This window comes from Brevundimonas sp. UBA7506, assembly GCF_002479495.1.
In the GTDB taxonomy this organism is placed as follows: Bacteria; Pseudomonadota; Alphaproteobacteria; order Caulobacterales; family Caulobacteraceae; genus Brevundimonas.
Map to the genome: position 1 here is coordinate 467,822 of NZ_DLNQ01000005.1, position 13,401 is coordinate 481,222.

The following is a 13,401-nucleotide window of genomic DNA, read 5'->3' on the forward strand; positions in this document are numbered from 1 at the left end:
ACTTACGCGACTTCCTTCACGCGCTCAGACAGACGCGCTTGATGCTTGTTCCAGGCCGTGACCCAGGCCTCGGCGAACCGGTCCCAGTCGCCCTGCGTCGTGCCCCAGCCGCCGGAAACGCGCACGCCCCCGGTCGCCAGCGAATCCAGGCCCATGGCGCTGATCGTCTTGGACGGCTTGACCTTGCCCGACGAACAGGCCGAGCCGGCCGAGACCATGACTCCGACCAGATCGAGCGTGATCAACTGCTGCGGGCTGTCCCAGCCCTCGATCGCCATGAAGAGGGTGTTGGGCAGGCGGGGAACCGCGCCGCCGATGATGGTGGCGCCCGCCGCCTTGACCTTGGCTTCCGCCGTATCGCGCCAAACCACATGCGCCATCGCTTGGTCCAGATCGCGGGCCGCGCAATCGGCGGCGGCGCCGAAGCCGGTGATGCCCGGCATGTTCTCGGTCCCGGCGCGCAGGCCGCGCTCCTGACCCGCGCCATGCAGGATACGCACGGCGGCGACGCCTTCCTTCAGCACCAGAGCGCCCACGCCCTGCGGCCCGCCCAGCTTGTGCGCCGACAGGGTCAGGCTGTCCGCGTCCAGCGTCCGCATATCGACCGGAATCTTGCCCGCCGACTGGATGGCGTCGACGTGCAGCCAGGCTCCCGCCGCGCGGACCAGAGCCGCCGCCTCGGCGATGGGCTGGATCACGCCGCTTTCATTGTTCGCGTGATGGATGGCGACCACGGCGCGGCCCGGACGCGCCAGCGCCCCGGCCAGCCAGGCCAGATCGACCACGCCGTTTTCGTCGACCGGCAGGACCTCGACCGGTGCGCCTGTCGCCGTCGCCGCCTCGGCCACGCAAGGATGTTCGGTCGCGCCGACGATCAACCGCTCGCAGCCCGCCGCCAGAGCGCTGACAATGGCCTGGGCGTTGGATTCCGTGCCGCCGGACGAGAAGACCACGGCGGTCGGATCAGCCCCCACCAGCTCCGCCACCTGGGCCCGCGCCGTCTCGATGCGCGCCCGCGCCCGGCGCCCGGCGGCGTGGACCGCCGACGGATTGCCGTTGTCGGCCAGGGCCTTGGCCATGATTTCCTGCACTTCCGGACGGACCAGACCCGAGGCGTTGTAATCCAGATAGACGCTCATGCCGCGGCCTCCATCCCGGCGCCGGTCGGCACGCCCAGGCGCGCCGGACCCGTGCGGTGCTGGATGACGTCTTCCAGACTGACGCTGGCGAGATAGCGATGGATTTCCTGGCCCAGATCTTCCCACAGGTGGTGGGTGATGCAGCGCTCGCCCTTGATCATGCAGCCCTTGGGCGATCCGGCGCCGACGCAGCGGGTGGCGCGGATCGGCTCGTCGACGGCCAGAACGATTTCAGCCACGGCGGTCGCACAGGCCTCGCGCGCCAGGCGATAGCCGCCGCCCGGTCCGCGCACGCTCTTGACCAGACCGCTTTTACGAAGCCGTGCGAACAACTGTTCCAGATAGCTAAGGGAGATTTCCTGACGCGTGGCGATTTCGGCCAGAGACACCGCGCGATCCGCGCCGTTCTTTGCCAGATCGGCCATCGCCATTACGGCGTATCGTCCCTTTGTCGACAGACGCATGGAATGCCCTCAAAAATTTCACGCTTTTCGGGGCTCATGTGCTAGAACCCGCGCCCTCGCAGACAAGTGCGCCACGCCGAGCGGACTTAAAAAGTCCTACTGCGTTGGTCAAGTATTGTCCGCCCGCGAAACGACAGTTGAAGACAGGATTCCGCTGATCCATGCCTGAAGTCATTCTTCCCGGCGCCTCGGGCCGTATCGAAGGCCGCTATTCGCCCGGCAAGCGCCCCAATGCGCCGATCGCCCTGATCCTGCACCCGCACCCCAAGGCGGGCGGGCATATGAACAACCCGGTGGCGGTGACCCTGCACCAGCTGTTCGTCCAGCGCGGCTTCGCCACCCTGCGCTACAACTCGCGCGGCGTCGGCAAGTCGCAGGGTGAGTTCGACAGCGGCATCGGCGAACTGGCCGATGCAGCCACGGCCCTGGACTGGCTGCAGGCCAACAACCCCGCCGCCACCCAGACCTGGGTCGCCGGCTATCAGTTCGGCGCCTATATCGGCATGCAGCTTCTGATGCGTCGTCCCGAGACGGATGGCTTCATCTCGGTGTCGCCGCCCTCGAACATGTACGACTTCAGCTTCCTGGCCCCCTGCCCGGCGTCTGGCCTGTTCCTGCACGGCACCGCCGATACCGTCGTGCCGCCGGTCGAGGTCGAGCGCGTGGTCAACAAGCTGCGCACGCAAAAAGGCATCGTCATCGACTACGAACTGGAAGAAGGCGCGAGCCACTTCTGGCAGGACCATATCGACGCCGTCGATCGCCGCGTCGGCGCCTATCTGGACAAGCGACTGGCCGAGAACCCGGCCTGATCGGACTTCATGTGTCGACCCGGGTTTCGGCCCGGGTCTTCCACATCGACCACAGGATACCCGCGGCCAGGATGGCGGCCGTCACGCCGAGCGAGATCGCCGGCGGAAACTTCTCCAACCCCATCAGCGGCGCGGCGATGACCTTCCCCCCGATGAAGACCAGCAGGATCGCCAGCGCCTGCTTCAGATAGGCGAAGCGGTGGATCACCGCCGCCAAGGCGAAATAGAGCGCCCGTAGCCCCAGAATGGCGAAGATGTTGGACGTGTAGACGATGTAGGGGTCCGTCGTGATGGCGAAGATCGCCGGCACCGAGTCCACAGCGAAGATCACGTCCGCAAACTCGATGGTCACCAGGGCCAGGAACAGCGGCGTGGCGTGCCAGATCATCCGCCCGGCGGAGTTCTTCTCATGTACGAAGAACCGCGATCCGTGCAACTGATCCGTCACTGGCATGTGACGCCTCAGCCAATTTACCAGACCTTGCCCGGTGGCTGCTTCCTCGGTGGGGCTGGTGGCCATCATCCTCCCGCCGGTGAAGATCAGGAAGCCGGCGAAAACAAAGAGCACCCACTCGTAGCGGCTGATCAGAGCCGCCCCTGCCGCGATCATCACCGCCCTCAGCACGATGACGCCCAGCACGCCCCAGAACAGGACGCGGTGCTGATGCAGGCGCGGGATGCCGAAGGCGCTGAAAATCATGGCGATGACAAAGACATTGTCCATCGCCAGGCTCTTTTCGATGGCGTAGCCGGTCAGATAGTCGAGCCCGCTGCCCGTCCCCAGCCGCACCCAGACCCAGATCCCGAACAGCAGGGCGACCGCAATATAGAAAGCCGAGAGCAACAGGCTCTCCCGCACGCCGATCTCGTGCGCCTTGCGATGCAGGACGCCCAGATCGAAGGCCAGCAGGGCGACCACGACCACCATAAAACCCGCCCACATCCAGGCGGGCTTGCCCATCCATTCAACCGTCAGGAACTCCATCCGCGCCTCTGGACCGTTCACGCTCCCGACGCCCGAGCGGACGACCGGCGCGGCCCGACATCACGACCATCATCTCCCACAGGGTCGCCAGAGGGGCCCGGTCCGCTCACAAGGCAACGCGGAAATGGCGAGGTCGTTCAGCCGCCCGGCTGCGACCTAGTGTTCCCCTTCCGCCGCAGCGACCGCCGCCGGACGGTGAGCGCGCACGCACCAGACGACGCTGGCCACCATCAGGATCATGGCCACGATCTCGATAATGGTCGGTCCACGCCCCTCCCACAGGAAGCCGTAGAGGAAGGCGAACAGGGTCTCGGACACGATCATCTGGCCCAGCATGGTCAGCGGCAGAAGACGGCTGGCCTGGTTCCAGAAGGCGTTGCCGATGATGGAGGCGAAGACGGCGACGCCCAAGCTGACGCCGAGGAAGCGCACCCAGGCCTCGCCTGACCAGGCACCCATGGTCAGAACCGCCGGAACGGCCAGCAGCAGGGCGACCCCGCCCGTCACCACCCCGGTCAGCAGCGACCAGTCATGCGGCGAGACTTCCGGCAGTCGCCTCATCCAGCGGCTATTGCCGACCGCAAAGGCCGACCATGACAGCAGGGCCGCCAGCGCACAGGCCAGACCGATCACGGTCTGAACGCCGTCGTGGCCGCCCCCGCCCTGACTCAAGGATTCCCAGCCGATCAGACCGACCGCCAGCGCCGCGACCGCGATGGGCGGCGCCACCCGCGCCAGCGGCGGCGAATCCTTGTCCTTCAGCCCCCACAAAGCGACCACGACCGGCACCATGCCGACGATCAGGGCCGAGGCCCCGACGCCGGCGAAATGGACGCTGACCACCAGGAAGACGAAATAGATGATGTTGCCGGCCAGGCTCAGCCAGGCCAGCGCCCGCCACGCCTTCCAGTCCAGCGCGGCGGTCACCCGCCGCCAGCGCGGCGCGATCAGCAGGGCCGCGATCAGGCCATAGGCGAGATAGCGCCCCGCCGTCAGCATCATGGGCGACGCTTCGGGCGCTACCTTGGGCGCCAGAAAGACCAGACCCCACAGGGCGCCGGCCGCCATGCCGCTGGCGACGCCCCAGACGCGCCGGGACTGCATCAGGCTCACTGGTCGCCCGGCTCCACGATGCGGCCGCCGGTCATCGGTTCAGCCACGCCGGTTGTGCCGGGGAAGCTGATCGGCAGGCGCAGCAGGCAGCGAGCGGCGAGGAAGGCGAAGGCTTCGGCCTCGATCGAGTCCCCACGCCAACCCTCGTCCTCGGCGGTTGTGACCGGCACGCCCGCCCGTTCGCGGATCGCCGCCAGCAGGACCGGATTATGCCGGCCGCCGCCGCAGGCCACGACCTTGGCCGGCTTCTCCGAACAGCGCGCCACGCCGAGCGCCGCGGCCTCTGCGGCAAAGGCCGTCAGCGTCGCCGCCGCATCTTCCAGCGACAGGCCTGCGACGGGGTCCAGCGAGAAATCGAACCGGTCCAGCGACTTCGGCCCCATCGCCGCGAAATAGGGATGGGCCAGATAGGCGTCCAGAATAGCCTGATCGACCGTCCCCGCCGCCGCCAGCTTGCCGCCCTCGTCCATGCGCTTCTTGCCGCGCGACTGGACCAGCAAGTCGACCATGCCGTTGGCTGGGCCGGTGTCGAAGGCTTCCAGCTCGCCGTCGGCGCGGACCAGGGTGATGTTGCCGACCCCGCCCAGGTTCAGCACGGCGACCGGCCCGCTCAGACCCGCCTTCTTCACCAGGGCCGCGTGATAGACCGGGGCCAGCGGCGCCCCCTGCCCGCCCGCCGCCACATCGGCGCTGCGGAAATCATAGGCGGTGCGAACGCCTAGCCCCTCGGCCACGCTGAGGGCGTCGATCAACTGCACCGTGCGGCCCGGCAGTTCCGGCGTCGGCGCCTCGTGCAAAACCGTCTGGCCATGCACACCGACCAGGTCCAACGAACTAGCCTTGACCCCGTTCACCGCCATGAAGCCGAGCGCCGCCGCCAGATGGGCGTCGGCCACCGCCATGCGGGCGTCTTCAAAGCTGTCGGGCTCTTCTTCGTCACGCTCCCAGTCAAGGGCGTCCTCGATGGCGTCCTCGACGATGGCGCGCGTTTCCGTGTCCAGCTTCATCTCGCCCGCCGGGCCGAAGCTGATGATGTTTTCGCCGTCGGTTTCGATCACCGCCATGTCCACGGCGTCGAGCGAGGTGCCGGTCATGAAACCGAGCACGCGGAGGGTCTTTGTCGAGGAGGAGGTCGTCATGGCGGGTTGACTGCCACGTCACGCACGCCGTAGCTAGCGCCCATGATCGCCGTCCGCGCCATTTCCGGCCTGTATTACCGTTCGCTGAGCTAGAGAGCGGCCGCGATCTCGTGCCGCCTTCGCTGGCGGTGCGACTTCCCGAAAGGAAGACGGCCGCCGGCATCCCTGCTACGGAGCCGTCCATGACCGACCAAGCCTTCAAGTCCGACTTCCTCAAGACCCTGCAATCGCGCGGCTACATCCACCAGGTGACCCACCCGGTGGAGCTGGACGAGGCCGCCTCGAACGGGATCGTGACGGCCTATATCGGCTTCGACGCCACGGCGCCGTCGCTGCACGTCGGCAGCCTGATCCAGATCATGATGTTGCGCCGCCTGCAGCAGGCCGGACACAAGCCCGTCGTCCTGATGGGCGGCGGCACGACCAAGGTCGGCGACCCGACCGGCAAGGACGCCTCGCGCCCGCAACTGACCGACGAGACGATCCAGGCCAACATCGCCTCGATCAAGACCGTGTTCGAGAAGTTCCTGACCTTTGGCGACGGCCCGTCTGACGCCGTCATGGTCGACAACGATGAATGGCTGTCCAAGTTCGGCTACGTCGAGTTCCTGCGCGACTACGGCACGCATTTCACGGTCAACCGGATGCTGAGCTTCGACTCGGTCAAGCTGCGCCTGGAGCGCGAGCAGCCGATGACCTTCCTCGAGTTCAACTACATGCTGATGCAGTCAGTGGACTTCCTGGAGCTGAACCGCTCGCTGAACGTGACGCTGCAGATGGGCGGGTCGGATCAGTGGGGCAACATCACCTCGGGCGTCGATCTGGTGCGCCGCGTGGACCAGAAGGCCTCGTTTGGCCTGACCACTCCGCTGCTCACCACGGCCTCGGGCGGCAAGATGGGCAAGACGGCCCAGGGCGCGGTCTGGCTCAACGCCGAACAGCTCAGCCCCTATGACTACTGGCAGTTCTGGCGCAACGCCGAGGACGCCGACGTCGGCCGATTCATGCGCCTGTTCACCGACCTGCCGCTGGACCAGATCGCGCTTTACGAAGCGATGGAAGGCGCCGGCATCAACGAAGCCAAGAAGGCTCTCGCCGACGCCGCGACCTCGATGCTGCACGGCTCCGAGGCCGCCCAGGCCGCCCGCGCCGCCGCGGAGGCCGCCTTCGAGAAGGGCCAACTGTCGGCCGATTTGCCCACCGTCGAGCTGCCGCGTGACGAGGTGATCGGCGCCATGATCGCCGCCGTCGTCGCCAAGGCCGGTCTGACGACCTCCAACGGCGAAGCCCGTCGCCTGGCCCAAGGCGGCGGCCTGCGCCTGAACGATGAAGCCATCGCCGACGGCGCACGCCTGATCGAGGCTGCCGATGTCAATGCTGACGGCGTTCTGAAGCTGGCCGCCGGCAAGAAGAAGATCGTCCTGGTTCGGCCGGTCTAAGGAGCAAAGAGGATGACCAACATCACCGAAGGCCAGGCCGCCCCCGCGTTCGATCTCGCCACCGATGGCGGCGGCCGCGTCACGCTGGACGGGCTGAAAGGCCAGTCGGTCGTCCTCTACTTCTATCCCAAGGCCGACACACCCGGCTGCACGACGGAAGGCCTGGACTTCTCGGCTCTGGCCGAACAATTCGCGGCGGTGAACGCCGTTGTCATCGGCGTCTCGCGGGATGCGGTGAAAAAGCTGGACCGCTTCAAGGCCAAGCATGACCTCAAGGTTGTGCTTGGCTCCGACGAGGACGGCGTGGTCTGCGAGGCCTACAGCACGTGGATCATGAAGAAGCTCTATGGCCGGGAATACATGGGCGTCGAACGCGCCACCTTCCTGATCGACGGCGCGGGCGTGGTTCGCCACGTCTGGCGCAGCGTCAAGGTCAAGGGCCACGCGGAGCAGGTGCTGGAAGCGGCCCAGAAACTCTGATCGACGGAATGCTCTGAGGCCAAGCTTGCCTCTCTCGCCGACCTGATCCTAACTGCCCGCCAAGGGGCTACAGTAGGATTAGGCCGGCCTTGCTGGCGAGATGCGGAGCGCACCATGTTCAACAAGAGCAAACCCTTCGACAACGGCCCGTCCAGCGGCTTGGGTATCCCGCCCGCGCCTGAGCCGACGCCCGCCGCCACGCCCTCGCCGGCCGCTGCGCCGCGCGCGCCTGAGCCTTCGCGCCCAGCGGCTTCGCGCTCGTCCAGCCTGTCGACCCTGTCGGCTGGCGTGAAATACGAGGGCAATATCTCGGGCGCCGGCGAGCTTCAGGTCGACGGCTCGCTGAAGGGCGACATCCGCGTCGTGCGCGTGACCATCGGTGAAGGCGGCTCGGTCGAGGGCACGGTCCACGCTGATATTCTGGAAGTGCGCGGCCGCGTCTCGGGCGCCATTGTCGCCAAGCAGGTCAAGCTGTTCGCCACCGCTCGCATCGAGGGCGACATCACCCAGGAGCAGCTTTCGATCGAGCAAGGCGCCTGGTTCCAGGGTCGCTGCACCCAGGCCAAGCGCGACACGCCGGGCGCCAATATGCTGGATGCGCCGACGCCGGTTGAAAAGCCCGCCGCCGCCAACGCCAAGACGGACAAGGTCGAGGCCAAGCCCGCCGCCTGATCCGGCGCTTCGCGCAAATGAAAAGGGGCGGCCGGCGGGCCGCCCCTTTTTTTAGTTCCCGTCGCGGGTCTCGCCGACCCGGGCCGCCAGGGCCGCGCCCATGAACTGGTCCAGATCGCCGTCCAGAACCCCCTGCGTGTCCGAGGTTTCGACCTCGGTGCGCAGGTCCTTGACCATCTGATAGGGCTGCAGGACGTAGGATCGGATCTGGTGACCCCAGCCGATGTCGGTCTTGGCGTCAGCCAGGGCCTGGGCGGCCGCCTCACGCTTCTGCAGTTCCAGCTCGTACAGGCGGGCGCGCAGCATCTTCCACGCCATGTCGCGGTTCTGGTGCTGAGAACGTCCGGCCTGACACGCCACGACGGTATTGGTCGGAACGTGGGTCAGGCGAACGGCCGAGTCCGTCTTGTTGATGTGCTGACCGCCAGCGCCGGACGCGCGATAGGTGTCGGTGCGCACGTCGGACGGGTTGATGTCGATCTCGATGGTGTCGTCCACGACCGGCGACACCCCGATCGAGGCGAAGCTGGTGTGCCGCTTGGCCGCCGCATCATAGGGGCTGATGCGGACCAGACGGTGCACGCCCGACTCCGACTTCAGCCAGCCATAGGCGTTGGGGCCTTCGATCAGGACGGTGGCCGACTTGACCCCGGCCTGTTCGCCCTCTTCGTGCGCCTCGATCGTGACCTCATAGCCGTGGGCCTTGGCCCAGCGCGTGTACATGCGCAGCAACATGCCCGCCCAGTCGTTGGACTCGGTGCCGCCGGCGCCGGAGTTCACTTCCAGATAGGCGTCGTTGCCGTCGGCCTCGCCGGACAGCAGGGCTTCCAGCTCGGCGCGGGCGGCGCGATCCTTGACGCCGCGCAGTTGTTCGCGGGCGTCTTCGAGGGTGGCTTCATCGCCTTCCTCATCGGCCATGTCGGCCAGCATGACGCCTTCTTCCAGATCAGTCTCCAGCGCACGGACGCTGTTGATCTGGGCTTCCAGGCGCGAGCGATCGCGGCTGACAGCCTGAGCCTGTTCCGGGTTGTCCCACAGGGTCGGATCCTCGACCCGTGCATTCAGCTCATCGAGCTTTCTTAGAGCGACATCCCAGTCAAAGTCGCCTCCTGAGCAGAGCGACGCTCTGCTCGATGTCGGCCTTCATGGCCTCGACATCCGGTCTCATCGCAAACTCCTGCGAACGAACGCCTTCCCTCAAGCAGGGCCGCATCGCGTGCGGACCGATAGGGAAAGCAACAAAATAAACGGCGCGCCTGCGGACAGGCGCGCCGGTTGGTAGGTCTAACTAGAGCCTCAGTAGAGTCCGCTCAAGTCCTCTGCCGGCTGCTTCTTCGGCGGCGGCGGCGCGACGGCTGCGGGCGGCGGCGTCGCCGGGGCTTGCGCGGCCTCCTGTTCGCGGCGGATCACGTCGTAATAGTTCTGTGGTCCGACCGGCTGAACGGGACGTGGGGCCTCCTCGCGGATCTGACGCTCGGTACCGGGACGGAAGGCTTCCTCAATGCCGTTGACCGTGCGGAAGACGGCGTTCTTGGGTCGGACGAAGGGCCGCGCCGGCCGTTCCTTCAGGGCGACCTGCATGAAGTCGGTGAAGATCGGCACGGCGGTCGCCGCGCCGGCCTCGCCGCCGCCCAGCGAGCGGTTGTCGTCGAAGCCGACGAAGACGCCGACCACGATGTCGCTGGAAAAGCCGACGAACCAGGCCGAACGATACTCGTTGGTGGTGCCGGTCTTGCCGCCGACCCAGGGACCCAATCCGCGCGCGCTGGCGCCAGTACCGCGCTGGATGACGCCTTCCAGCATGGAACTGACCTGATAGGCGGTGATCGGGTCGATGACCTGCGTCCCGCGATCAGGCAGGCGCGGCGATTCCTGGCCGCTAAAGCCGCGGCTGCAGTCGCGGCACTGACGACGGTCGGCCCGGTGAATGGTCTGACCGTTCCGATCCTGCACCATTTCGATCAGATAGGGATCGACCCGGCGACCGCCATTGACGAAGGCGGCGTAGGCGGCGGTGATGCGATAGGGCGTCGTCTCCCCCGCCCCCAGCGACATCGCGAGGTTCGGCGACATATCATCGACCACGCCCATCTTCTTGGACAGGTCGACGATGTTCTTCATGCCGACCGCCTGGGCCAGGCGCACGGTCATCACGTTGCGCGACAGCTCCAGACCGCGACGCAGGGTCTGCGGGCCATAGTACTGACGGCTATAGTTCTCGGGCGTCCAGCGGCCGCCGTTGGCGCCGCCGGGGAAGCTGATCGGCGCATCCAGGACGATCGAGGCCGGCGTGAAGTCCCCCTCCAGCGCCGCCGCATAGACGAAGGGCTTGTAGGCCGAGCCCGGCTGACGACGCGCCTGGGTCGCGCGGTTGAAGCTGGACAATGCGTAGGAATAGCCCCCGACCATAGCCAGGACGCGACCGGACTGGGGCTCGATGGCCACCAGGGCGCCGTTCACCGCCGGCACCTGCTTCAGGGCGAACTGGCCGCCGCGCGGTTCGACGAAGATCAGATCGCCGCGCTTTAGAGGTCTATTGGCGTTGGCCCAGGCCGCGTCGGAAACGATCAGCGAGCCCGTTCGGTCGTCCTTGGCCGTGCGGACGCGAACATTATTGCCGACGACGTTTTCGACAGCGGCGGCCTGCCAAGTGCGGCGCTCGGGCGGCGTGTTCTTCTTCAGCGCCTCGGCCTGCCAGCCTTCGGCGAAGTCGGTCGTGCCCCAGGCGCCGCGCCAGCCATGGCGACGGTCATAATTCTCGAGCCCGTTCATCAAGGCTTCGCGTGCCGCGGACTGCAGCTGCGGGTCCAGCGTCGTGCGCATGTAGTAGCCGCCGCGGTTGACCTCTTCCTGCCCGAACAGACCGATGGCGCGGCGGCGGGCTTCCTCGACGAAGAAGTCTGCGTCGGCGTATTCGGCGCGGCGTGGTGCGGCGCGGGTATTCAGCGGACGGGCCAGGGCGGCGGCCAGCTCCTCCTGGGTCAGCCACCTGTTGTCGGCCATCTCGCCCAGAACCCAGTCGCGCCGGCCCTTGGCGGCCTCAGGGTGGCGTTTCGGATTATAGTTGTTCGGACCTTTGGGCAGGGCCGCAAGGAAGGCCGCCTCGTCCGGCGTCAGCTGATTCAGCGACTTGCCGAAATAGTTATAGGCGGCCGAAGCCACGCCATAGGAGCGATAGCCCAGGTAAATCTCGTTGAGATAGAGCTCGAGGATCTGTTCCTTGGTCAGCGTCGCTTCCAGGCGGCTGGAGAGGATGGCCTCTTTCAGCTTGCGGTTCAGGCTGGATTCGTTGGTCAGCAGGACGTTCTTGGCCACCTGCTGGGTGATGGTCGAACCACCTTCGAGGCGCCGCCCAGACAGGACATTGAAAACATTCTTGAACATGGCCCGGCCGATGCCGGACACGTCGATGCCGCCGTGCTGGAAGAAGTGGCTGTCTTCGGCCGCCAGGAAGGCATGGATCACCTGTTCCGGCACCTGTTCATAGGTGACGTAGATGCGCCGCTCGTCCGAGAACTCGCCGATCAGGGTACCGTCGCCGGCGAAGACGCGCGTCGCTGTCGCCGGACGGTAATCCGCCAGCTCCGACGCATCCGGCATGTCGTGAAGGACCCAGGCCGCATAGATGGCCACGACCAGACCGGCCACGGCGATACCCGCTAGCAAGGCGACGCCCGCCATCACGAACCAGCGTTCGGCTATCTTCACCGTGAACTCCGCAAGACGCGCCCCAGGAATTGTCGTTTATCGCGCGTCGGCCGCGCCGCAAAGCGGAACCGCAAACTCAGCCCTTGTCGCGCAGCAGGCGAGCCTTGTCGCGCTGCCAGTCGCGCTCGGCCGAGGCCTCGCGCTTGTCGTGCAGCTTCTTGCCCTTGGCCAGGGCGATCTCGAGCTTGGCCTTGCCCTTTTCGTTCAGGTAGAGGCGCACCGGAATGATGGTCCGCCCATCGCGCTGGACGGCGCCGATCAGCTTGTCGATCTGCTTGCGGTGCAGCAGCAGCTTCCGGTGGCGGCGCGGCTCGTGGTTGAACCGGTTGGCCTGCTTGTAGGGCGGAATGTCCGAGTTGATCAGAACGATCTCGCGCCCCTCCACCGCTGCATAGCTTTCAGCGATATTGGCCCGACCGTCGCGCAGCGCCTTGATCTCGGTGCCCAGCAGCTGGATCCCGGCCTCGATGTAATCCTCAAGGAAGTAGTCGAAGCGCGCGCGCCGGTTCTCGGCGATCACCTTCTTGGGCGCATCAGCAGCCATCAGGCGACTCCGGCCTCCGCCATGGCTCGATCAATGGCGGGCTTCACGGCGTCACGGGTCAGGGACAGCGGCAGGCGGACTTCTTCGCTGCACAGGCCCAGCTTGGCCAGGGCGTACTTGGCCGGGGACGGCGAATTATCGAGGAACAACCCTTTGTGCAGGTCGATCAGACGGTCCTGCCAGGCCCGCGCCGTGGCGAAGTCGCCGGCCGAGACCGCGTCATACATGGCCACCATGGCTTCCGGCGCGACATTGGACGTGACCGAGATCACGCCCACGCCGCCGCTCGCGGCATAGCCCAGCCAGGTGGTGTCATCGCCGCTGATCAGGTCGAACGGACCATCGATATGGCGGCGCATCCAGCTGACCCGCGATATGTCGCCTGTGGCGTCCTTGATGCCGACGATGTTCGGATTTTTCGCCAGATGAGCGACCGCCTCGTTGGACAGATCGACGCCGCAACGGCTGGGCACGTTGTACAGAACCATGGGAATCTGCACGGCGTCGGAGATCGCCTCGAAGTGGGCGATCATGCCTTCCTGTGAAGGCTTGTTGTAATAGGGCGTCACCACCAGGGTCGCGTCGGCGCCGACCTCCTTGGCGCAGGCCGACAGCTCGATGGCCTCATGCGTGGCGTTCGATCCGGCGCCGGCGATGACGCGCACACGGCCCGCCGCGATCTGGACGCACTGCTCGATGACACGCTTGTGCTCGTCCATCTTCAGGGTAGCGCTTTCGCCGGTCGTTCCGACCGGGACGACGCCGTGGACGCCAGCGGCGATCTGACGTTCCAGGAGTTTTTCAAAAGCCCCTTCGTCCACGTTTCCGTCACGAAGAGGTGTGATCAAGGCGGTGATCACGCCCTTGAACAAGGGGGCGGTCATTGAAACAAGTTACCTGCGCGGT

General features: G+C 66.5%; 13 protein-coding genes. 4 read left to right on the plus strand and 9 right to left on the minus strand.

What is annotated here, in order from left to right:
• Positions 1-2 precede the first annotated feature (2 nt).
• Together B3K53_RS04075 and B3K53_RS04080 are read right to left on the minus strand one after the other, a co-directional pair.
• On the minus strand, positions 3-1,139 hold the full coding sequence (locus tag B3K53_RS04075; protein ID WP_292082819.1) for a cysteine desulfurase family protein: 1,137 nt from the start codon (positions 1,137-1,139) through the stop codon (positions 3-5).
• On the minus strand, positions 1,136-1,603 hold the full coding sequence (locus B3K53_RS04080; RefSeq protein WP_292082820.1) for an Rrf2 family transcriptional regulator: 468 nt from the start codon (positions 1,601-1,603) through the stop codon (positions 1,136-1,138). Before B3K53_RS04080 ends, B3K53_RS04075 begins: the two co-directional genes overlap by 4 nt.
• Positions 1,604-1,764: 161 nt before the next feature.
• Here B3K53_RS04080 and B3K53_RS04085 point away from each other — a divergent pair, with 161 nt between their 5' ends.
• The gene (locus B3K53_RS04085; protein WP_292082821.1) at positions 1,765-2,415 is read left to right on the plus strand and encodes an alpha/beta hydrolase; all 651 of its coding nucleotides are present in this window, start codon (positions 1,765-1,767) and stop codon (positions 2,413-2,415) included.
• Between the two features lie 7 nt (positions 2,416-2,422).
• On the opposite strand, the gene B3K53_RS04090 is transcribed toward B3K53_RS04085, so the two are convergent.
• The 3 genes from B3K53_RS04090 to B3K53_RS04100 all read right to left on the minus strand — a co-directional run bounded on the left by B3K53_RS04090 (position 2,423) and on the right by B3K53_RS04100 (position 5,652).
• Positions 2,423-3,400 (minus strand): TerC family protein, encoded by a 978-nt coding sequence (locus tag B3K53_RS04090; protein WP_292083365.1) that lies wholly within the window; start codon positions 3,398-3,400, stop codon positions 2,423-2,425.
• A 156-nt stretch (positions 3,401-3,556) separates the two neighbouring features.
• A complete protein-coding gene (locus B3K53_RS04095; RefSeq protein ID WP_292082822.1) occupies positions 3,557-4,504 on the minus strand; it encodes a DMT family transporter in 948 nt (315 codons plus the stop codon).
• Positions 4,505-4,509: 5 nt separating this feature from the next.
• On the minus strand, positions 4,510-5,652 hold the full coding sequence (locus B3K53_RS04100) for an anhydro-N-acetylmuramic acid kinase (RefSeq protein WP_292082823.1): 1,143 nt from the start codon (positions 5,650-5,652) through the stop codon (positions 4,510-4,512).
• 182 nt (positions 5,653-5,834) lie between these two features.
• Here B3K53_RS04100 and tyrS point away from each other — a divergent pair, with 182 nt between their 5' ends.
• From tyrS to B3K53_RS04115, 3 genes are all read left to right on the plus strand, one after another.
• The gene (gene tyrS, locus B3K53_RS04105; RefSeq protein ID WP_292082824.1) at positions 5,835-7,091 is read left to right on the plus strand and encodes a tyrosine--tRNA ligase; all 1,257 of its coding nucleotides are present in this window, start codon (positions 5,835-5,837) and stop codon (positions 7,089-7,091) included.
• A gap of 12 nt (positions 7,092-7,103) precedes the next feature.
• Complete coding sequence (locus tag B3K53_RS04110; protein WP_292082825.1) at positions 7,104-7,571, plus strand: peroxiredoxin; 468 nt, start codon at positions 7,104-7,106, stop codon at positions 7,569-7,571.
• A gap of 114 nt (positions 7,572-7,685) precedes the next feature.
• Positions 7,686-8,243 (plus strand): bactofilin family protein, encoded by a 558-nt coding sequence (locus B3K53_RS04115; RefSeq protein WP_292082826.1) that lies wholly within the window; start codon positions 7,686-7,688, stop codon positions 8,241-8,243.
• Between the two features lie 51 nt (positions 8,244-8,294).
• On the opposite strand, the gene prfB is transcribed toward B3K53_RS04115, so the two are convergent.
• From prfB to dapA, 4 genes are all read right to left on the minus strand, one after another.
• A protein-coding gene (gene prfB / locus B3K53_RS04120; RefSeq protein ID WP_292082827.1) for a peptide chain release factor 2 occupies positions 8,295-9,411 on the minus strand; the annotation gives its coding sequence in 2 pieces (ribosomal slippage) (positions 8,295-9,341 and positions 9,343-9,411; 1,116 coding nt in all).
• Between the two features lie 128 nt (positions 9,412-9,539).
• Positions 9,540-11,924 carry a penicillin-binding protein 1A gene (locus B3K53_RS04125; protein ID WP_292083366.1) on the minus strand — a complete coding sequence of 795 codons (2,385 nt, stop codon included), beginning with the start codon at positions 11,922-11,924 and terminating at the stop codon, positions 9,540-9,542.
• A 103-nt stretch (positions 11,925-12,027) separates the two neighbouring features.
• Entirely contained in the window at positions 12,028-12,495 is a 468-nt protein-coding gene (smpB, locus tag B3K53_RS04130; protein WP_105563368.1) for an SsrA-binding protein SmpB, read from the minus strand.
• Positions 12,495-13,379, minus strand: a complete 885-nt coding sequence (dapA, locus tag B3K53_RS04135) for a 4-hydroxy-tetrahydrodipicolinate synthase (protein WP_292082828.1) — start codon at positions 13,377-13,379, stop codon at positions 12,495-12,497. Before dapA ends, smpB begins: the two co-directional genes overlap by 1 nt.
• Positions 13,380-13,401: the final 22 nt, after the last annotated feature.